The 24,166-nt window shown below is 49.9% G+C and carries 6 protein-coding genes; 5 read left to right on the top strand and 1 reads right to left on the bottom strand.

The window, feature by feature from the left end:
• Positions 1-211: 211 nt before the first annotated feature.
• Positions 212-1,705: a phage integrase SAM-like domain-containing protein gene (locus FDZ78_RS11795; protein WP_123398018.1), complete on the top strand. Its 1,494-nt coding sequence runs from the start codon at positions 212-214 to the stop codon at positions 1,703-1,705.
• 665 nt (positions 1,706-2,370) lie between these two features.
• Here FDZ78_RS11795 and FDZ78_RS11790 read toward each other — a convergent pair.
• Entirely contained in the window at positions 2,371-2,772 is a 402-nt protein-coding gene (locus FDZ78_RS11790; protein ID WP_123398020.1) for a hypothetical protein, read from the bottom strand.
• Positions 2,773-2,852: 80 nt separating this feature from the next.
• Here FDZ78_RS11790 and FDZ78_RS11785 point away from each other — a divergent pair, with 80 nt between their 5' ends.
• From FDZ78_RS11785 to FDZ78_RS11770, 4 genes are read left to right on the top strand one after another with little or no spacing between them, the layout of a single operon-like run.
• On the top strand, positions 2,853-3,209 hold the full coding sequence (locus FDZ78_RS11785) for a hypothetical protein (RefSeq protein WP_136408615.1): 357 nt from the start codon (positions 2,853-2,855) through the stop codon (positions 3,207-3,209).
• A gap of 19 nt (positions 3,210-3,228) precedes the next feature.
• The gene (locus FDZ78_RS11780) at positions 3,229-3,726 is read left to right on the top strand and encodes a hypothetical protein (RefSeq protein WP_136408614.1); all 498 of its coding nucleotides are present in this window, start codon (positions 3,229-3,231) and stop codon (positions 3,724-3,726) included.
• A 2-nt stretch (positions 3,727-3,728) separates the two neighbouring features.
• Positions 3,729-4,826, top strand: a complete 1,098-nt coding sequence (locus FDZ78_RS11775) for a hypothetical protein (protein ID WP_136408613.1) — start codon at positions 3,729-3,731, stop codon at positions 4,824-4,826.
• Positions 4,827-4,849: 23 nt separating this feature from the next.
• Entirely contained in the window at positions 4,850-24,121 is a 19,272-nt protein-coding gene (locus FDZ78_RS11770) for a helicase-related protein (RefSeq protein ID WP_136408612.1), read from the top strand.
• The last annotated feature ends 45 nt before the right edge of the window (positions 24,122-24,166 follow it).

The raw sequence follows: 24,166 nt of genomic DNA, 5'->3' as shown, positions 1-24,166 counted from the left end.
AGATACTTAAAATAAGCCACTTAGGCGGTATGTTCTGATAAACAAGAGCATACCGCCTAAAGTATTTTTAAGGGGTATATGCATTTGAACACGATAGTGTGTACGATTGAACCGCGAAAATTCAACAAAATCCACACGTCTATCAAACGGTCGATTCAACATGAATTCAACAGAAATAATTGCATGATATAATTCTAAACAAAAAAATAATATGGCAATACTGACAGTCTGCGTAAACAAGCAGCGCAAAAGAAAGGACGGGTGCTACTCGGTTTATATCCGGGTCGCTCACAATGGCAAATCGGTATATTTACCGACTGACAAAGTAGTAAGCGGAAAAGGCTTGTCATCCTCGATGGAAGTTATCGACCCGTTTGTCCTCAAACCGTTATCTACGCAAATCGTTAATTGGCTCGATGCGTTAAATCGCCAAGATATTTCTGCGTGGAACGCGAGACAAGTTGCAGAGTTTCTGAAGAATTTGAACGAGGATTTGGTATTCTCGGACTATGCCCGAAAGCACATTGACCGTATGATTGACCGAGGGCAGGAGCGCAACGCGAAAAATTACCAACTCGCACTCCAACACATGGAGCGATACTTCGGTACGACCAAAGTAAAGTTCGCGCAGCTCACCTCGATAAACGTAAACAAGTGGGTCGCCACTCTGAGCGGCACCGCGAGAGCCAAAGAGATGTACCCGATTTGCATCCGTCAGATTTTCCGTGCGGCCATTGATGAACTGAACGACTACGACAACGGCATAATCCGGGTAAAGACCAATCCGTGGGGTAAAGTTAAGATACCTGCTGCCGACAGGCCTAATAAGAAAGCAATCACCGCTGAGGCTTGCAGGGCATTCTTTGCGGCACCGCTGCCGGAGTCGAAGATGATTGACCCCCTGCCGGAGTTAGGCCGTGATGTGGCCATGATGTCACTATGTTTGGCCGGCATGAACACGATTGACATTTTCAACCTGTGCAAAGAAGACTACCACGGCGGCATAATCCACTACAAACGAGCCAAGACAACCCGGACCCGAACCGATGACGCATACATCGAAATGCGAGTGCCGGAGGTAATCAAACCTCTGTTTGAGAAATACAGAGCCGGTGAACACACCGACAGGCTGTTTCGGTTCTGCGACCGCTTCTCAACCTCAGACAGTTTTTGCGCCAATGTGAACACAGGCATCAAGCAGATATGCAAAGCTATGGGGATGCCAAAGGAGCAATGGTACTGCGTCTACACGTTCCGGCACACATGGGCGACCACTGCACAGAACGACTGCGATGCGACAATTGCAGAGGTCGGCTTTGCGATGAACCATTCGCACAGGCACACGGTGACGCGCGGATATGTTATGCTGGACTTCTCTCCTGCGTGGAGGCTCAACGAGAAAGTGATTGACTTTATTTTTTTCAGTGATGCGACCTCGCGGCGCATGGCGAAAGAGCAGCCCGAAGATGAGGGGTTGTTTCGTATCTCTCCGAAGATGCTCATCAGAGCAGCGGCATTCTTTCAAGGCAAGTGCCTTGCCAACTTTGAGGACATCGGCTATTCCAACATTGACGAGGTAACAAAAGCACTCGTATCTCAATTTCCTGCGGATATTCCCGACCGCTCAATGGTTCAGTTCAAAATCGTCAATCTTGACAATGGAAAGGTCTATGTCTACGAGCATCAAAAGGGCAAGGGCTTCTGACCATTTCGTTGAGGCCAACAAAATGGTACAAGGGTCGCACCGATAATCGGCGCGGCTCTTTTCTTTTTCGCGCAACTTTTTCTTTTTCTCTCCTGCCTCTATGAGATTGGCGAAGCCTCAAAAAAAAATAAAATTTTCTCGCGCGTGTGTATGTACGCGCGTATCGCCGATATATATACCTTTTCTTTTATATTTCTTTTTTATTTTCTTTTTATCAAAAGAAAGGTTTCGGAAACAATGCCCTTTTCTTCTGAACTTTGGGAAAGAAATAGCAATAACTTCCGAAAGAATGTGCTTTACTTCGGAAGAAATAAGAATAACTTCGGAATTTATGCCGATAAATTGAGAATGAATTTTGCACGAAAATCAACGAAAAACACCCCAAAATCAGCCTGTTTTTTGACCTGCAAAATCAGCGTTTTTTCTCTCGTTGCATCATAAATAATCAAAGTGGGAATTTATGCCCTTTATTTCGGAAGAAATAGCAATAACTTCCGAAAGAATGTGCTTTACTTCGGAAGAAATAAGAATTATTGGGGAAGAAATGCCGTAAACTTCGGAAAGTATTGTCTTAATTTGGGAAAGAATGGCTATAAATGGGGAAATAAAAATGCCGAGCGATTTGCGCCCGGCTTGCGGTCTAAATGTAGACAAAAATAGACGGCTTAGTTGTCGTTTTCGGCGGCGAGTTGCGCAAGGCGCTCCTCGATTGTAGTAGTGATATCACCTGACAACGACACCTCGGCAGACACTGATTGCATCTGCGGTGTGTGATACCGCAGCAACCTTTCCTGTATGGCGGCGCGGTCTTTTGCCTCCATCATCATCATATCAACTTCAAAATCGGAAACAACAAGCGGATTGCCGTCTGCATCTTGCAGAACTACGGTGCTGTATATGTCGCCCTCCTTAGTTCTAAACTCTAATTTGCGTGGGGTGCCGTCCCCATTCGTTTGTGGCCGTGGTGCAAAGTAGGCCATTGAATGGGCGCGTAGATGCTCTTTGAGCGGATTGGGTTTGTTTGGAGTACCTTTCTGTCGGCCTCCGGTCTTTCGTCCTTGTGCCATGACTAATAAGTTAAAGTTACGATACAAAGGTATGGGTTTACCTTTGCTCCATAATTATAACTTTTTAATTCTCCCAAACAATGATGCAAGCAGCAGGAGGCATGGGCGGTCAAGGTGGAGGTATCATCTCATCCGCTCTACAACTTATAAAAGAGAAAGAGCGACAGGGCGACAAAGCTATGGATAGACTTCATGATGGCATGAAAACTCAAATGGAGCTTACTGCCAATCAAGGGAGTTGGACTGATGGCGGCTCGTCTGCGCCTCAGAAAGTCGTGAAAGAAAAAGTTGTAGAGAAGGAAAAGGTCAAAGAGCCGGAGAAAGAAGAAGCTACAACAGATACACCCACAGCGCCCGGTGCCGATAAGGAAGAGCAAGAAAAGGATGTAGCCAATTTAGGCATTATCGACCTTGCTAAACAAGCTACAAGTAAGTAATCTATAAAAACGTACAGATATGGGCATATTAGGCAGCGCAATCGGAGGAGCGTTAGGTATCGGAGCAAGTATTTTCGGTGGTATCAGCGCTTCAAAGGCAATGAAAAAGGTCAAGCGAAATATCGAGGGTCAGATGAAAGAAAACCAAAATTGGTATGACCGCCGATATAATGAGGACGCGACACAACGTGCAGATGCACAACGTATCCTTACTATGACTAATGAGAATATTCGACAACGAAACCAAGCTGCCGCAGGTTCAGCGGCGGTCATGGGGAGTAGTGAGGAAAGTATTGCGGCGGCTAAAGCAGCCAATAATCAAGCTCTCGCAGATGCAACATCGCAGATAGCTGTTAATGGTGAGCGCCGTAAAGACCAAATCGAGTCGCAGTATATGCAGACAAAGCAGGAACTCAACGACAAACTTAATAATCTTGAACAGGCAAAGGCTCAGAACACCGCGCAAGCAGTGCAAGGTGTAGCACAAGCCGGTTCTGCAATGGCAAGCGTATTCTAACTATGGTAGACTCTAACAAACCCATTATAGCCCCTCGGACAACAGTTGTCAGCAATGAACAGCCGGCTGCTCCTGCGGGTTCGGCACCTGCCGGTGGTGGCACTCCGCCCCCGGCAGGTGGTAGTTCATCTTCTGTTACCTCCACAAAGGTTACGACCTCGACCCCAATATCAACGACTATCCCGGCTGAATACTCGGCAAGCAGTTATGAGGAGCTTATACCGCAGCTTGAAAAGCGCATGGCCGAATTTAAGCCTTTGTCGGAGGAGGAACTGAAGAAGTTGCGCCGTAAGCAAAAGATAGAGGGCATTATCAGCGGAGTGTCGGACGCAGCTCAATCTGTTGCCAACCTTATCTTCACTCATCACTATGCCCCGAATATGTATAATCCCAAAGAGGGAATGTCGGCTAAGGCTAAGGAGCGTTTCGACAAGGAAAAGGCGCAGCGCGATGCCGATGCCGATAAGTATCTGCAATATGCTCTCACTATCGGCAAGATGAAAGATGCCGACAAACAGCGAGGCTTACAGGCATGGCAGACTGAACAGACCCTCGCCCGACAAGACCGAGCATTTGACGCAGGTCGCCAAGACCGTGCCGATGATGTTGCATTCCGTAATAAGGATTATGACGAGCGTGTGCGTCAATGGCAAGCCAACTTCGACCGACAGGGAGAATGGCACGAAGAAGAAGGTCAGCGTTGGGAGCGTCAGTTCAAGGAGAGTGTTCGTCAGTTCAATGTCAGTGCGGCCAACGAGAGAGCGCGTATCAACATGGAGTCACAGCGCCTTGCCCATTCTTTGAAAGAGGGTCAAATGACTTTCAACCTCGGTTCGGGCAACGGCAATGTGACATTGACGCTCGACAAACTCAACGCTCAGACCGTATCGCGCATTTATCACACTCTATCCCCGGAGGTTCGCGATAAGGTACAGGGTGATCCAATTGTGCGAAATGGCTTCGTAGTTGGCTACAAGCCACCGACAACAGAGGCTATGCTTATCGCCATCGGTGCGAATGTAGAAAGCTCTCCGGCCACGCAGAACGCAATCAAGCAGGTTGCAGGTTTGGAGGTAGGCGATAAACCCGCAGGTTATTAACCCGACAATCATTATCATATAATATGGCTAATCCCAATGACAATTTACGCAGATTGTATCAGAATGGTTTGAAACATTTTTCATTGCCCGACTTCGATACATTCCAACAGGACATGAGGGACGAGGAGAAGCGCAAGCGGTTCTACAATAATATGCAGGGGGCTTACTCTCTCCCCGACTTCGATACGTTTTCACAGGACATCGGCGCTGTCACTCCTCCACCTGCGCAACCTCAAGCACAGGCACAACCTCAGCAGACGACATCGACCGTTAAGCCTGTGACCGACAACACGGCTCAGCAAGCATCGGTACAGCCCACAGTTCAGACTTCCTCTCAACCGGCACAGCCGGAGGGTTGGAAGCCTACTCCTATGCAACAACGAGCTTTCCAAATGCAGATGGACGAAGCTAATGCCCGACTTAAAAAGCAGGGCGAGGAGTTCAAGCAGCGTATGGAGGGTATCGAGAAAGGCAATCGCCCCGGTGCATTTATGGGTGAGCGTGAGTTTAATCCTCAGACCGGCAAAATGGAAACCCACTATTACACTACACAGGGTGAGCGTGTCGGCACCCGAATGGAGCAGAGCCACGCTAACACCGAGTATCATAATTGGTGGGAAAACAACACGGAAGCAGGTAAGCGTTCAAAGGAACAGCGTTTACAGCGTGAGTTTGACGAAAAACTTTCGTATCTGTGGCAACGTCATAATCCTGCCGAGGGGGAAAACGCAGCAGAACAGGCATGGTCGGCCGCAGAGAGCGCCTACAATGCAAAGGCAGAGCGCAATCGCGAAGCAGCCAATTTCAATGTGCAGAATTTTGCGATGAACAGTACTGATGCGGTTGCCTTTAAGCAAATGGAAACCGTTGACAACTTCACCGATAGATTGACTACCCATGACATGGATGTCCTAATGGATAATGCGTGGAACAATCTTGGCGAGGAGGGTCAGAAATCTCTTATAGACGATTGCTATCAGATGCTGCGCCGCCGCAATCCCGGTGTTGATGACCTTGTGCTGTATGGAAAAGCCAAAGAGTTTGCCCGACAGCAGTCAGATTTGCGAATGTATCACCTTGCTGTAGAAAAGAACTTACCTAAGAGCAATCTTGAATACTTCATGCGCAAGGTTGGCGATATGAATTTAGTTACGAATATCGGCAAAGGCATAGCGGTTAATCGTGTGAAGAAAACAGGCGATATGGCCGCGTATGAGGCAGCGAATGAACAATATCGCCAAGACGGTCACAAAATACTTGATGTTGCAGGTACGGTTACAGGCTTCGCTCTTGACCCGACTACATGGATGTCCGCAGGTGTCGGAGGTATGGCAACTCGTGGTGCAATGTGGGCCGGTGGTCGTGTCCTCGCAGGTCGCGGAGCTACTGCCGCAGTCACCAATGCCGCTACACGTCAGTTTGCAACCTCAATGACAGGTCGCGTTATCGGTGGTATCGCCGGAGGTGCTGCCAACTTTGGCACATTTGAGGGCATTAAAGAAATGGAAACCCAATTTGCGCATGGCGGTCACATTGTCGGACAGGACGATACTGGCCGATACCTCAACGAGGGCTACTCTGCCTCCGCTGTTGCAGGTCAAGCTGCGCATGGTTTTCTCATGGGTGGTGCTATCGGTTGGCTTACTCCTGTATCGGGTAATGTGGCCGACAAACTTGTGCGCAGCACATCAAGCACCGGCTTAAAGGTAATGGAACGTGCAGGAGTCTACTCCGGCGCCACAATGCTTGAGGGTACAATCTTCTCCGTTCCCGAATGGATTGAGGGCAATCGCGATGCTATGGACGTGTGGACTGACAACATGGCTATGATGGTTGGCTTCAAGGCCAAGCACATGATAAAGAGTGCCGGCAACGTCCTCGGCGACCTCAAAGCCTCGTTTGACAGCCCGACCAATGGCCGCAAGAACCGCTTAGACTTCGAGAGCCGTCTGCGTCAGCGCATGGACGCTCCCTCTGACGGTGGATTGTCACTTACAAAGGACGAGGCGGCAGAACTTAGCAAACATGGCTATGGCGACCTGCGTGAACTCGTTGAGAGCGCAGAGCGTACCGGCGATGCGACAAAAGGTGAACTTATTACCGCAAATGCTCCCGAAATCGTCAGCCGTCTTACAGACATGGTAACCGACCCTCGTATCAGCGAGGCTGCAAGAGCCAAGATGTATTACTATGCCACCGGGCGCAAGCTCCCTGAGTCTACCGTTATGAAAGGTGAACTCATCGAGGACGGCGAGGGAGGCTTTATTGTAGAGTCGCAGGGTGCCAATGGTGTAATCACTTCTCGTTCGTTCAAGAGCCGCAAGGCCGCAGACCTTGAATTGGAGCGCATCAAACGTCAAACAGAGCTGAACCACATAGAAATCGGCGAACGCTATCAACAGACTGCCGACTTTGAGAACCGTTTGCAGGAGGCTTGCCGCACCGTTGCCGCTGAAAACGGTTGGGATATGGTTGAGGTTTACCGTACCTGTGAAGAAGCACGGCGCAACAACCTTCGTGGCGGCGACAAGCAGTTTGACGAGGCTCAGCAGAACATTCTCCGGAAGGTAACTGAGGCAATGGGCGAATTTGAGGAAACAAGTGTTACCGACAACATGAGAGGCCGCATCAATGACAAATATGGTGTGGACATCGACAATGCAATCCGCAAAGAGGCCAACCGCCGCACAATAGCTGAGCAAACCGCCATTGATGAATATCTTGATGAGCTTATCCCCAAAAATGCCAAAGAGCGTAATACTGTTGAGGACGCAGAAGCCGAGGACATCACCAATCAGAAACTTCTGACTGACGAACCCGAAGCAACGACACCCACAAACGATGCACCTATTGACCCTCGTTTCGATAATCCCACAACACCCGAATACGACCCGCATCAGCCCGGAGGCGAACAGAAGCCTGTTGGCCGTGCCGTCATGAAATACCAAGACCGCCCTGTTGAGGTATTGAGTGGCCGTGTCGTTATGATGGAGGACGGCACAATGATTGACAATGAACGTAGCGATGCCTCTATTGTCGTTCGTGACCTCGAAACAGGTAAGGTTGAAATGGTGTCCCCCGATGCTATTCTGTCTTATGAGGGCTATCCTGCTGAGGTTGAAGTGCCGCAAGATAATGTTGCACCCGAAGCCGAAACACCGGCCGAGCCTCAACCAAAGTACACAACAGGCCAAATCAAGATACGCAACTCTGACGGCACGGAAACACGCGGTGTCCTTACCGGCTTTGTCGATGAAAACGGCAACCACGAGTATTATGTTGAGGGCGACCTGCAACAACTCCACTACGCATCAGAGCATGAACTTGACAACATTCTCTCTGAATACACTCCCGATGAGCCGCAGGAAGTGAAACAGCCTCAACCTGCCGAACCTCAACCCGTAGACCCCAACAGGCCGACCCAAGAAGGTGTAGCCAATGTTGAGGACTATGACAAGGGATATTCTTTTGGTATAGATGAAACGCAGGGGATTTCAGATAGTGAACTGACTGCCAAAATAAGCGAGTTGCGCACCGATGCCGAAAGACTGACCGACTTCGGTAGAGGTATGCTTGAGGCATACGAGTACGAGCAACAGCGCAGGGCTATGGAGCAACAACTTGTTCCCGTAGACGCTGAAACCGTTCCCAAAACTGAGGAAACAACCCTCAATCCTATGGAAACAGGTGTAAATATCACGGAAACCGTTCCCAAAACTGAAATTCCTATTGAAAACGTACAGCAATCTGTCGATGATGGAAATGTTGTCGTTCCTGCCCCTGCTACTAACGAAGCTCCGCAGGTAGATAATGTATCTCAGCCCGACTTGACAGCACAGGCAGAGCCTACACCTCTGCAACGCATTCCTCGTAATGAGAAGAACGAACCTATCTTTGAACAGGCCGAAAGCCCGGAAGTAGGTTGGGACGCTCTTGTTGAGTTTTCTGAGGGCGATGCGGCCACAGCCAAAGAGATTGCCGACACAATGGTCGAGGAGAAACGCAAGGCTTTTGAGAAAGCACAGAAGCTCAAACCCAAAGGCAAGACCCCGACTGAGATACTTGCATCAAAGAAAGCCAACACCGCTGAACTCACAAAGGCACAAGCCGAATATGAGCAGTGGCAGCGCATGGCCGGAGTTGAAAACGCTCGTCAGAGTGCAATCCGCTCACAGCAGGAGGTCGAGGCTCGTAGGCTTGCCGCTGAACGTGCTGAGGCTGAGAAAGCCGAGAGAGAGGCACGAGAAGAAGCCGCACGACTTGAACGCGAGGCATTGGAGGGAATTCCCGAATGGCACATGGACACACCCGAAAATGCCCGTAAGCGAGGTGTGCGCCGTTTCAGCGGTCAGATGTTCACTCGTCAAGAGCCTGTGCAGGGTGTTGTCGGCAATGAGGTTGAGGTCAAGTTCTCACAGAAAGACCTGCCCAAAGGCCGTGTTGCCGTCATTGAGGCTTCGCAGTTGCAACCCTCCCATGTGCAGGGACAGCGTAACCCCATGTTCTTTATTGAGGAGGCACAGCCCAAAAATCGCACGGAGGCTGTATCTATGTTCGCCGCAAAAGAAATGGCCGAGGGTATTCGTCCGAAAGAAATCACCGGCAGCGTTACGGCATACACCGGCGCTCCTACTGTCAATACTCGTGGCGAGGTCATTCAAGGCAACAACCGCTCTGATGCACTCCGCTACCTGTGGCAGAGCAACCTGCCTCAACAGCAGCAGACCTATAAACAGTACCTCATTGACAACGCAGAGCAATTTGGCATTGACCCAGAGGCCGTGAACGCCATGCAGAACCCTGTCCTCGTCAATATGCTCGATGTCGATGATGCTGAGGCTATCCGTCTTGGCCAAATGACCGCACAGGACACCGAGAGTGGCGGCATCGAGCGTATCAAGCCTAAGAATGTTGCCCAAACACTCGGCGACAATATGCGGACGTTTGCCAATATGTTGCTCAGCAGTGGCGAAGAAGATGTGTCTTTCGGCCAACTCGTAGACCGCAACGGTACTGAGGTTATGAAATGGATGAACCAAGTAGGCGCTATCAGCAATACTCAATTCCAATCTGCGTTTGATAGTAAGAGCAATCTCACAGCCGAGGCCAAGAACGACTTGCAGAAAGTTCTCTATCAAGCAGTATTCAAGGGTGCATCACAGCAGTTGGAAGAAATGTTTGACAAACTTCCGGCCAAGGCACAACGCGCAATCCTCGCAACGGCATTCCGTGATATGGACTCGCCTTTCGCCGGTAAGATGTTACCCGAAATCCAAGCCTCTATTATTGTCTACAATCAACTGATGTCCGACCCCACATTTGCCAACGCAAAGAAAATGGAGGAGGTTTTGAAAGCCGTTGAAGCTTTCAAACAAACGATAGCCCTTGATGATAGATTTGAGCATTATATGCCGGCCGATAATTTTAGTAACTTTGCGTTGCATTTGGCCGCTATGTATAAGGCAACCGATATGTCGCAAGCGACAATCGCGTCCTATTTCAATCAAATGTACGACCTTGCACAAGGGAAAAAGGCCGCGACCCTCTTTGATGAGGCCGACACAACCGAGTATCCGCTTGCGGAAGTCATTAACCAAGTATTAAACTTTGAATATCAACCGGCGAAGAATGGAAACAACGATGTCGCAAATGGAGGTGCTGATGTGGCTCTCCGCAATCAAGTTAGCCAAGGAGGGGAACTCCGAGGCAATGAACCACCTGCAAGCGGAGAACAAACTCCGACAGGAACAGAACCGTCCGACAGTGGAGCAGGAGCTTCAGATGATAGCAGCACAGCAGGAGTCGAAGCAGTAGAGGGCGAAACACCTCAATCCACAGATGCCGCACCTGCAACGGTACAGGCCGCAGTTGAGGCCGCATCTGCCGAGGTGAACACCGAGCCTACTCCGGCGCAAGCTGAGGCAGGAAATTATAAGAAAGGCCATATTACCATTGGCGAGTTTGACATCACAATCGAGAACCCTGCTGGCAGCGTCCGCAAAGGTATTGATGCAGATGGTAAGGAATGGAGTACCACTATGGCCAACACCTACGGCTACATCAAAGGTACAGAGGGTGTTGACGGCGACCATATAGATGTGTTCCTGCATGAGAACATGGATATGTGGAATGGCCGCAAGGTGTATGTCGTAGACCAAACCAATACAGACGGCTCATTCGATGAACACAAGGTTATGCTTGGCTTCAACAATAAGGACGAGGCCATGAGCGCCTACCTTGCCAACTATGATGCTACATGGGGACAGACGCACCCCGGACTGCGAATTTCCGAAACTAATATCGAGGACTTCAACAAATGGGTACAGTCGAGCCACCGCAAGACTAAACCGTTCGCCGATTATTCCACCGTCAGCAAAATCACAGACGAAGCTCCTGTTGAGCAACCGACACAACCTGCCGCCGCTATCACCGGCGAGGGTTATAAAGTCGAGCCTAAGCCCTACACCAACAAGCAGGGCAAGACGCTTGACACATACCTTGTGACCTTTGACCGCGATTTCTCCAAAGAGGAATTGTCCACCTTACGTGCGAAAGCCAAAGCTCTCAAAGGTTGGTACGACCGTGAAACGCGCGGTTGGATGCTCCGTAGTGCCGACGATGCGAAAGCCTTTGCCAAGGATATTGTCGGCAAGAGCGAGGACGAGGTTGCAGACGAGGCTCCGCTGTCGCTTGCAGACATGGAAAAACCTGCAAGCGATAAGCCAAAGAAAGCGCCTGTCAATCGTGTCAACGTTGAAGGTGTCATGGCCGACCTATCTACTAAAGGAGAAACCAAATTGAGCGACCATGCCGAGCCGGTAGAACCTACACAGACCAAACCGAAAAAACGCAGATGGATTAGCGATGAGGACGCAGACGAGTTTAACAACCTGCGTGACAACCTCCGCAACCATTTCGGCAAAGGTGATGATATAGTACAGGAGAGTGCCGAGGGTTATGGCAAACCACAGCCCAAACAAATGGATGCAGAAGTCTTGCGCATGGGTACGCGTATGACATATCTTATGATGAAAGGCGGTTTACGCTCCTTTGCCGACTACTGCGAGGCGATGATAGACGAGCTGCCCGACATCTTCGATGATATGCGTCCTCACCTCAAATCTCTCTATGCCGCCGCGCAGAACATGGAGGAGGTGATAGAACTCGGATGGGATGAGGAAATGGACGACCGAAAGACAGTCAAGGCTTTTGACGTTTATAATTTCGACAAGCCCGGAGCCAAAGATATCATCGCCACCTCTCAGCATATTGTTGATGAGCAAAGCTCACAGCAGCATACCGACCAAATAATTCAAACCCTCAAAGACCAACGAAATGAGCAAAGAAAAAAAGAGGCTGACGAAACATCAGCAGATACAGAAGCTATTGCAGACAAAGCAGAGGCTGTTGCAAGCAAAGTCGAAAGTGAACTCGAAGTTGCAACAACTGAGCAAGATGCCGAAAGACTCTCTCGTGACCTCGACAAAGAAATAGAGGATGTCAATAAGCAACTTGCCCTCCTCGGCTACTATGAGGCAGTGGAAGATGACTCCAAATTCCATGAGAGTTATGGTTATATGCTGACAGCAGAGAAAAAAGCTGTATCAGACGCTACCAATCTTGCCAAACAGATTGTTAAAGACCTTGGAATTGACATCAAAGTTACGAGTGCTACAACACCTCTTGGGCGAAAGAACGTAAAGAAAGGTACAACTGTTCGAGCAAATCTTGCACCTGCAGGTGGGGAAATTTATATAACCCTGCCACTTAACGAAGGCAGACATCTCAAGATGTATATCGGTCTTGAACCGGTTGCAGAGCAAGACTCACGTAGACGAGGAGATAATCTAAAAACGGATAGAATAATGTACCGTGTTGAGTGGCCAGATGAAAAAGGATATGTTTCATTTGAACGCATAGGGCGTAATTGTTGGGCAGCCTCCAATGTCACCTATGATGAACTGCTTACGGCCATTCGCCGCGAGGCCCGCAATTACCTCCCCGAAGATGTGGTCAAACCTGCAACTCCTCTTACACCTCAACCGGGCGAGGATATGGTGCAAATGGCTGAACGTGTCGCCAAGTTAAAAGCCCCAAAGAAATCACGCATACCCGATGAACAGCCGATGAATGATTTATTCGGCGGTCTGTTTGACGAGGCCGAGCCTAAACAGGACTCCGCTCAGTTCGTCAAGGATATGGCCGATATGTTGGAGCGCGGAGAGTCGCCTTTCACCGTTACCCCGGAAGTAGAGGCCGAACTCGCAAAGCAGCGTGAGGCAGAGAATAATTCAACAACTCCAAAAAATAATTCACATGAGAAAACTGACGTACAAGCTCGCCCCGAAACAGCCGGGCGAGGGGGACAGCAACCGCGACCTAATGAACCGTTGGGAACGAGCGCAGAACATGAAGCTGAGCGAACTGACGGAGGAAGAATGGCTCAACGTGGTGGAGAGCATACTGTGTCTGACACCAAGCGAGGCACAGGAGTATCTGAACAGCATAAGAGCGAACGAGGCGTAGCACAGCCGAAGAATATTCGCAACAACCATGCCGAGCGTGGTGTAGACTATGCCCCGAAAGGTGAAAAGGCTCGTATTGATGCCAACCTTGCCGCCATTGAGGTAGCGAAGAAATTACTCGCGTCCGGCGAAACGGCCACTCCCAAAGAAATGGAAGTCCTGCGCCGTTATAGTGGTTGGGGTGGTCTTGGCTCTGCTTTCAATGAGGGAAGCACATGGTCGCCTAATCCTATCAACAAGCGACTCCGCGAAATACTTACTCCCGAAGAATACGAAGCTGCGGTCATGAGCCGCAACAGCGCCTACTACACTCCTGCGCCGGTCATTGATGCCATGTGGGATATTGCAAAGGCTCTCGGCTTCAAGGGCGGTAACATCGTAGAGGGTTCTGCCGGTATTGGTAACATCATCGGACTGATGCCTACCGAAATCAGCGAACGCAGTAACATTCATGCTGTGGAGATTGACAACACCACAGGCGGCATTCTTTCCTTGCTCTACCCAGACGCAAAGGTGGAGGTGCAGGGATTTGAGAAAACTCGCATCGCAAATGGCTCGGTAGACCTCGCAATTACCAATGTGCCTTTCGTCACCGGCCTTCATGTCATGGACGAAAGCGGCGACAGCGACCTCTCTAAGAAATTCCGCGATATTCATGACTTCTGTATTGCTAAGAACGTGCGCAAGCTCCGTGAGGGTGGTATCGGTATCTTCATCACATCGAGCGGCACACTCGACAAATCGCAGAAGCTACGCAACTGGCTCGTTGGCGACAAGGAGGGCTGTGCAGATGTTGTCGGTGTGTTCCGCATGAACAATCAAACATTCGGAGGCACAGCGGCCACTTCTGACATTATCGTTGTGCGTAAGCGTGTGAATGGCCGCAAGAGCGCAAATGCAATAGACATAAGCACGGTTACTCCTGTGAGAACCGCGTCTTTCGAGGACGATAGAGGCAAGACGAAAGACCTGCCGATGCTCATCAACCGATATTTCATTGAACATCCCGAATGCATGGGCGGCGAAATGTTCTTTGGCTTTGAGCAGGGCGACACCTACCGACCTACTTCTATGGGATTGTTCCCGACACGAACAGCCGACCAACCGGCACGAATGGCCGCTTGGGTTCAGCACATTGCCGAAATGGATTGGAGTAAGGAGCAAGGCACCGCAGTCGCAGAACAGACCACTCACATCAACGAGGCTCTCGGTAAAGATGTCAAGGAGGGAAGCATGGTGACCGACAGCAACGGCAATCTCTGCGTTGCCCGAATGGGTAGTGCCGTGCCTCTGACGTTCAATAAGAACAAAATCAAGGGACGCACCAAAGAACAATGCTTTGCCGATTACACCGACCTTAAAAACGCTTTGGCCGATGTGCTGAAATATCAGACGGAGCATAACGATGATGCAGGACTGCAACCGCTTCTCGACCGCCTCAACAGCGCATACGACACCTTTGTAGCCCGATATGGCAACCTCAACAAGAACAACAATCTTGCATGGTTGCGCAATGATGTTGATTTTTCAAGCATTGTGGCTCTTGAAACCTACTCCGAAAAAGGCAGCAAGGACGGCACGAAGATTAAGACCTACGGCAAGACCGACATCTTCAGTCGCCGTGTTGTTGAAAAGGAAAGCGAACCCGCTCCGAAAAACGTCAAGGACGGTATCATTGCAAGCCTCTACAAGTATGGCCGCATCGACCCGGAATATCTCGCCTCACAGTTAGGCAAGTCACAGGCCGATGTCAAGCAGGAAATTATCGAGAGCGGATTAGGCTTCGAGAACCCGACAACCGGCCAAATGGAGGTGTCGTATGAATACCTTAGTGGCAACGTCCGTGAGAAGCTGCGCCAAGCAAGAGAAGCCAACGAAGCCGCCAACGGTGCATACGATGCCAACATCAAAGCATTGGAGGCCGTTGTGCCTATGAATATCCCTGCGCATCTTATCGAGTTTACTCTTGGCTCGTCATGGGTAGACCCGAAGCTCTATGAGCGTTTTGTCAAGGAGCGCACCGACTTAAACGTCCGTCTTACTAATGCCGGTGGTACATGGCACATGAGTGAACCGTATTGGACTGACGAGCCTAAGAATAAGGAAATGGGCATTCGTAGTGAAAGCCTCGGTATCCTTATCCCCGGCCACAAGCTCATTGAGGCGGCAATCACCAACAAGACAATCACCGTCAGCAAGACCACCAAGAATAGTGACGGCACCACTACAACCGAAACCGATGCTGCGGCCACAACCGCTTGCGCAACAAAGGTTGATGAGATACGACAGGACTTTAAGGATTGGGCGCGTGAACAGATGCAGAACGACCCGGAGTTGTCTATGCGCATGGAGGAAGTCTACAATGAGAAGTTCAACAACTCCGTGCCTAAGTCAATTCCCGATGAATTTGTGCCGGAGCATTTCGGCGGAGCCGCCACAATGGTAGGCGGTCGTCCGTTCCGTCTACGTCCGCACCAAGCAAAGGCCGTAATCCGCGCAACGACACAGCCTGTATTGTTGGCTCACGAGGTCGGCACCGGCAAGACATACACCCTCATTACAACAGCAATGGAGATGCGCCGCCTCGGTACTGCCCGCAAGCCTATGATTGTGGTGCAGAATGCCACCGTAGGCCAATTTGTAGCAAGTGCAAAGGCTCTCTATCCTAATGCCAAAGTGCTGACCCTTGAAGATGCAGACCGCAACGCAGAGGGTCGCAAGGCTTTCTATGCCAAAATCAAGTTCAATGATTGGGACATGATTGTCGTGCCTCAATCCGTATTCGAGCGTATTCCCGATAGCGTTGAGCGTCAGACGCAATTTATCCAAGACAAGATTGAGGAAAAATTGCTTGTGCTTGACCAGATGAAAGATGCAGACCCGGACGGAAGGAGCATGATTGTTCGTGCCGCCGAGCGTGAGATTGAGAAGCTGAAAGACGAAATCAGCCAACTTGCCAACGGTGGAGCCACCGACAAGAAGAAAGAAAAGGACGCTAAGAAAGCCGCAGTGACCCGACAGAATGCAGAAGTTAAAGCGAGGGAAATGCTCGACCGTGCTACTGATGATGTCGAGGACTTCGACAGCATGGGCATTGATGCTATCCTTGTCGATGAGGCTCACGAGTACAAGCACCTCGGCTTTGCCACCGCCATGCAGCGCGGTGTGAAAGGTGTAGACCCGTCTTTCAGTAAGAAGTCGCAGGGAGTGTTCCTCAAAACACAGTCCGTTCTTGAAAAGACCGGCGGCAAGAATGTTGTTTTTGCGACCGGCACACCTATCTCCAACACCGCCGCAGAGATATGGACGTTCATGCGCTATCTTATGTCGGCCGATGTGATGAAAGACTACGGCATTTATTACTTCGATGATTTTGTACGTAACTTTGGCAACCTGCAACAGATGTTGGAGTTTTCCACAAGCGGCAAGTATAAAGAGAACAATCGCTTTGCAGGATATGTAAACCTGCCCGAACTTGTGCGCATTTGGTCTACCGTGGCCGACACCGTGCTGACACGCGAGGCCGGAGGTGTAAGTGACAAGATACCTCAAATGGAGGGCGGCAAAGCACAAGACATCTTCCTGCCTCAGACACGCGCACTGCGCTCTATCATGAAGTTTGTCAAGGAGCAACTTGACGCTTACGATAATATGAGCGGCAAGGAGAAGAAAGAGAACAGTCATATTCCCCTTGTGATGTACGGTATTGCCAAAGCCGCCGCCGTTGATGCTCGACTCGTTCAGTCAGATGCGGAGGACGACCCCAACAGCAAGACCAATGAGGCCGTGCGTCAGACACTTCGCACCCTCGAAGAAGCCAAAGACTACAACGGCACCGTTGCTATCTTTGCCGACAACTACCAAAACAAGGTTTCCGGCTTTAATCTCTATGAGGATATTCGCAAGAAACTCATATCTGCAGGTGTGCCAGAGGAGCAGATTGTCGTGATGAAATCGGGGATGACTGTAAACAAAAAGCTCGAAATCTTCAGCAGAGTGAATGCCGGTGAGGTTCGTGTCATCATGGGCAGTACATTCACACTCGGTACAGGTGTGAACATTCAAGAGCGCCTCCATACGCTTATCCACCTTGATGCACCTAATCGACCTATGGACTACACTCAGCGAAATGGCCGTATTCTGCGACAGGGTAACCTGCACAATGAATGGGGCATTCCTGTTCGTGTGCTTCGTTTCGGTGTGGAGGACAGCCTTGACGTTACAGCCTATCAGCGTCTGAAAACCAAAGGTGCGATTGCCGACAGCATCATGAATGGCAAGCAGCTCATGGAGAACTCAATGGAAAACCGTGCATTGGAGGAGGACCAAGACCTGTTTGGCGACATCACCGCACAGCTCTCCGGCTCCGAGTATGCCATGCTGAAAAATCAGATTGAGAAAGAGGTTCGCAAACTGACTGCACAGCGCAAATCGTGGGAGGCCGACCAAACCTATATCCACAACCGCAAGCGTCAGATAGCCGGGCAGAACAAAGAGGCAGAGAAGCGCATCGCCGAAAACAAGTCTTATCTTGAAAAGGTTGAGGCCGCCACGGTTGGCGACATAACTGTTGACAAACTCTCTTATCCCTCAGTTGAGGCAATGGAGGACTTCTTTACCGAGCAGAACAAACGCAAGGCCGAACTGCAAGAGCAAGTCCGCAAATCGGGCTACTCCTCTCGTCCGGCAACGTCCGACATCACTATCTCCGTTGGAGGCTTCAATTTCCATGTTCACACCGAAATCAATAGGGAAACAAAGCAAGGTCAGCAGGGCGATTTGTTCTACTCCGCTCCTGCAAAAATGACCTACTCGTGTCCCGAACTCGGAATAGAAGCCATGCCGGTAAAGGGCAATGTCATTAAGAATGCTGTAACAGAAATCTTGAATGATGTTGTTAGCGGCGAGGACTTCCGTGGGCGCATTGAAGCTGCGGAGCGTTCAATCGAGCGCAACAACGCAGAACTGCAATCCATATCAGCGCGTGACGGTGTTCCATTCAAATTCACCGAGGAACTCGCCAAAGCTGAGGAAAAACTCAGTGAATACGAGGACTTGATGAAAGCGGAAATGGAGGCTAAGGAGGCCAAGTATGCAGAATTGGACAAAGAGGTAGAGGCCGCTTCTAACATCGAACTGACCGAAGAGGATAGCGAAGATGCCGCGAGTGAGCCTATTGCGTCATATTCAGAAGAAAATGCTAACTTTGCAAGCAGATATGAAACGCAAGACGGAAAAACAATCAACTACACCTCCGAAAATGCCGAAGGTTACGGCGGCTTATTCGACTTTGACTTCAGCGGAGAAAATGCAGGAGGCAATGAAGTCGGTATGCGGAGCGGAGCCAACGACCTACAACGGCAAGGTGATACCGGCCTCAACCGACATAATAGTCGATTAGACAAAGAAGCCGGTGAGTTCAGCCTTATAGAGCGAGTATTCAGAGAAAGCGGTTCTTTCAATTTCACAAGTGGAGAGAAGATTGAGAGCGCCGATGATGTTGCGTTTATATTCTCGGCTCTCGAAGATGCTGCAAAGGAACATTCGTTTGTCGTTCTCGTTAAGGACGGTAAACCTACGGTAGTTGAACTCGGCATGGGAACATTCACCGCCACAATGGTTGATATTCCTACCGCTTCACTCGCATACAACCGCATTCAGCCCGACCAAGTTTACTTCGTACATAATCATCCGAGCGGCAACCTCATGTGTTCGCCGCAGGACGTTCAGATGCTCAGAAAGATTGCCGATATATCAAAAGTACCGGTACATGGAGTAATCATCAATCTAAAGACAGGCAAATACGGAACATTCGATACTGACAACACTTCGGGTGTCGGTCAAAAGCGTGTACCCGAAAATGAAAGTCCGCTTGCAGTTCACACATTAGACAAGCAGATTTTTGCCCCGAACTATGACCCAATGGAACAGCCGTTGGTTCGCGGTTCGGAAGATGTTGCCAAATTCCTCAACTCGCAGCGCATGGGCGACCGAGCAAAGATGTCATTTATCATACTCTCACGAGCAGGGAGAATTGTCGGCAATATCCACACTCCATTCACCAAGTTACCTACTAAATCAGACGAAATTGCCCGATACATATCCGAGCGTGTCATTCAGTTCGGTGGAGAGTCTGCAATACTTTACGGCGACTTCACACACGAAGGCTCCAAGATGGTTGCATACCGCAACTTGAAAGACAATCTCAACAAGGTTGGTGGTACGACCCTGCTTGACGTGGTAAACGTTGAGGGTAACAACACAAGGAGCGCCAATGATGACGGCCTGTTGTATGAGCTGGGCAGCGAGTATGGAGCATCAACCGAAGCCAAAAGCAGCCATGCTGAAAGAATGTCGAAGAAATTCAACACTCCCATTCGCATTGTGACTGATACTAAAGAGCTGACAAACGACAATTCCGAGCGACAGGCGCGTATGCGCAGGAGCAAGGGTTTCTACGACCCTGCAACCGGCGAGGTTGTAATTGTCCTCCCCAATAATGCGAATGTCGAGGACGTTGCAGAAACGGTGTTCCATGAGGTTGTAGCACACAAAGGTCTGCGAGAAATGATTGGAGAAGAAAACTACGATGCTTTCTGCGATGAAATCTACAATCACCTCAAAGACGATTTGAAACAGCAGGTCGAGGAGGACGCTACTCGCCGCTTTGTGAACGAGCCGGGCAAAGAGTATGAACACCACCGCCGTGTGGCCGTTGATGAGATGTTCGGTCGTATGAGCGAGAAAGGTTTTGAGGACTTCACCAAAGCCGAACGCGGCATTTGGGTGAAGCTCAAAGCCAAAGTCTTAGAGGCTATCAATAAATTCCTCGGCTCGTTGAAGCTCCCGAAGTGGGTAAAACTCGGTGACAACGAACTCCGCTATATGCTGTGGCGAAGCCATGAGAAGCTGCGTACCAAAGGCGACTATGTGGACATGGCTCGTGATGCGGCCAAGCGTGATGAACTCGGATTGTCGAGCGATGCACGTTTCCGCGATGGAGAAACAAGCGACATTTGGAAAGACCAAAGCATAGGATTGGAGGAGCGCATAACCAATGCGGCCATACGTCTTAGCAACAATCAGAGTGCAGACCTCACCCTGCGCAACGATGCAATGAGGGCTGTAACCAACAATCTGCAAAGTCTGTTACACTCCATGCGTAACCGCAGAGGCACAGCACAAAGTTTTGTCGGTGCCGACCGCAAGGTTGAGGCCGGTGTCGTTGATGCAATGAACGCACAAGCGATGTTTGACAGAAGCACCGTAAAACGTGTTTCCGACCTCGCACGTATCCTTATGCAAAACGGCTATCTTTCCGGCATGACCTCCGGCGAAATGCAAAGATTGTTGTCGGCAGTCAAAAATGCCACAGCCATGCACGATATTGCAGATAGCGTACAGAAGATTATGGACATCATGGTCGATAATCAACTACGCAACGGAGAGGCTTCGCTTCGCCAACTCCTTGCTATCCGTGGAAGTAAGGTCGATGCAAGAGGTGTCGAGGTACAGGGCGCTCTTGATGTAGACGGCCAACACACAATGGAGGTTGTAAAAAAAGCAATCTCACTCACAGAGGACGACATCACCGACCGCATAGCCGAGGCTCTGAACAGAATGAGTGACCCCGACCAAACCATTGCCGACCAAGCCGCCATTGAATATGCCGGCCTCAACATGGCACTTGACTACGTTCAGAACATTGCTAACAGCAAGGCAGAGGAGAAAGCCCTGCGCGATAGCCTTAAAATCGCTAAAGAAGATAGGGACGCCGGGCGCATGACTGATGATGCTTACAAGCAGTTCATTGAAACTACCGAGGACGCTATTCGCAAGAATAAGATTGAGCGTACTGAGGCATACTTCAACCTTGTAGGCCGCTTGTCAGACTCCCTGCGCGGCAGTATTGAGAATGCAAAAGCATTCCGCGAGGCAGAGAAAGCTCGTATCAGCGAGATACACCACAATGCAAACTCCGACATGGAGGGCAGACCAACAAACGAACACCATAAGGACGATTGGCAAGACAAGTTTGTCAATAATGGTTTTGTGCAATTCTTGTTTGCACCTCTCGGCACTTTCGACCAAATCATGCGAGTATTTGGCAACAAGAGCGCCAACGGAGAGGGGTATCTGTGGAACCGCTTCATGCGCGGTTGGGTTGATTGTCGTAACAAAGAGTTGCGTGGTATCAAAGATAAGTTTGCACAGCTTGACGAGAAAGCCGCAGAACTGTTCGGCAAGAGCAAGACGTGGGGCGACATCATCAGAATGGAGCGTAAACTTCCCAAAGCCTCTGTTTCATTTTGGGACGGCGGCGAAATGCGCGACCACGAACTGACACAGGGCAACCTCCTCTACATCTACATGGTTGATAAAATGACCGATGGACGTATGAAGCTGCGCCGCATGGGTATCACCGAGCAAAATGTGGCAGATATAGAGAACTTCCTCGACCCACGTTTCAAGGCTCTTGGCGATTGGTTGCAAGACGATTTCCTTGTTGCCACTCGTAACGAGTACAACGAAACGCACAAGCGTATGTTCGGTGCATCTATGGCCGCTATTGAGAACTATTTCCCCTTGAAGATTTTGGCAAATGCCCGAGTTGATAAGGAGGAAGATGTTAATCAGCAGAACCGCCCGGACGGTATCACAACAAAGACTGGCAGTATCATCAAGCGCCGTGTGAACAATCTCGCCCTCGACATTACAGGCGCAGACGCATTGAGCGTAATCCTCGACCATATCACCCAAATGGAACATTGGAGTGCATACGCTGAATGGAACCGCGACCTTAACACCCTGCGCACATACAAGCGTTTCCGTAACCAAGTAATCAACATGACAACGGTCTACGGTGGTGGCCGCAGGTTATGGGAGAATTTCAACGACCTGTGTCTTATGGCTGCAGGAGAATACCGTCCACCGGTGTCAAGGCTCAATAAAAACGCTGTTAACCTTGCCAAAGGAGTAACAGCAGCCAAGGTAAGCTTCAGATTATTCACAGCATTAAAGCAATTCCTTTCCGCACCTGCCTATGCACCAGAAGTTAACTTGAAATCAATTGCGAAGAGTATAGCCAATCCCTACGGCGACTTCAAATGGTGTTTGGAAAACCTGCCCATCTTCCGCGAGCGCTGGCACTCGCGCATCAGCGGAGACCCTCGACTGCTGAAATCGGATATGGATTGGAAGATGTGGCGCAGCCGGGTTATGGAAATATCCTCGCGCATCGGTATGACCCCGAATGCATTTGTGGATGCCGTAACCGTCAGCATCGGAGCAAGAGCGATGTATGAAACGCGACTGAACCAATATCTCAAAGAGGGTTATCCGGCAGACGCCGCAGAGAAGCGAGCCATGCAGGACGCCACGATACTGTTCAATCAGACGCAGCAGTCGTCAGAGTCGCCCTTCCTTTCGACCATGCAGGTAGATAAAGATTGGCTGAGTACCTTGTTTACTGTATTCCGCAACTCCTCAATGTCGTACACTCGCCAAACTTATGACGGCGCAAGAAACCTCAAGCGCAACCTTACGTCAGCACAGCGAGCCAAGAGCGTAGCGTTCATGACCAAGCAGATACTGCGCGATTGGGAGATAGACCCCGAAAGCGCTACCGATGACGAATATAGCAGAGCGAATGATGCAGCTCGGAAACGATTCCGCAGACAAATCAAGAAAGATGTAATCCGACTTGCTACGTTTGGTTATGTTCTTGAGTGGCTTTGGAATCTTGGTCCATATCTTCCATACATCATTTTCGGCTATTATATTTCCGAAAAAGACAAAATGTGGGATGATGTGATTACTCATTCATACTTCGGAAGTATAGAGGGACTGACCGGCGGCGATGTGATGAGCAGTTTCGGCAATATGTGGGCAAGCGGAGAATGGAGCAGAAACCAACTCAGTAAGGATATGCCGTTGGCAAGCGACATCAACACCATTGCCAATAAGTTTATTGGTGGTAAAAACGCCGAGGCGGTCAATGACATTCTCAACCTCCTGGTACAATCCGGCATAGGCATGAATCCACAGAGCCTTACCGATGCTGCTATTGCCATTACCGATGCTTGCGGTGATGACCCGGCATTGAGCCACGAGGCTGCTATCTTTGTGATGAGAGTGCTGCAAGTACCACAGAGCCAACTCGACAAACTCTACTTTGATGAGATAGGTCTGAACGGCGAGGAGGCAAGCAAACTGACACCGCAACAGTTGGCGGCGCGCTATGCCGAATACAAGGTGAAGCGTGGCACCCCTCTTGCTCCATGGTCTTGGGGCGATGAGGAACGTCTCGGCAAATACGAAGAGTTGGCCAAGGACAGAATGACCGAGCGATTGGAGAGCCGTGGCGATGCCGCAGTAAAGGAAGCCTACGCCGACTTTGAGGCTCGATATAAGGCAGTGAACGAGAAGGCAGAAAAGGCAAGGGCTATGATTAAGACCGATTATGCCGCCGCAGCACAAGCACACGCGGCATTACAACAAGACCCCGACTTTACACTTTATCAGAGGTTCGGCAGTCTTGACAAGCAACTCGGACGTATCTCAAAAATGTGGCTCACATCAAAGACCCCGGAAGAAGCTGCCCTCATTGCATCTACAATCCCAGCGTACCGTGCCGGCATGGTGAAAGTCCTGCAAGCCGAAACTGTGGAAAACCAACAATCGGCCATGTCAGAACTGACAACCTTGATGAACGAGTTTTACTCGAAATATCAAGCCATGCAGCCACAATCTCAGCAACTCAACAGATAAAGTTGGTAATGTGTCGGTGGTGAGTAACTTTGCCACCGACACAAA

The sequence above is a fragment of the Duncaniella sp. B8 genome (assembly GCF_005304985.1).
Lineage (GTDB): Bacteria > Bacteroidota > Bacteroidia > Bacteroidales > Muribaculaceae > Duncaniella > Duncaniella muris.
The sequence above is the reverse complement of the archived record's forward strand: the minus strand, read 5'-3'. Positions and strand labels throughout refer to the sequence as shown.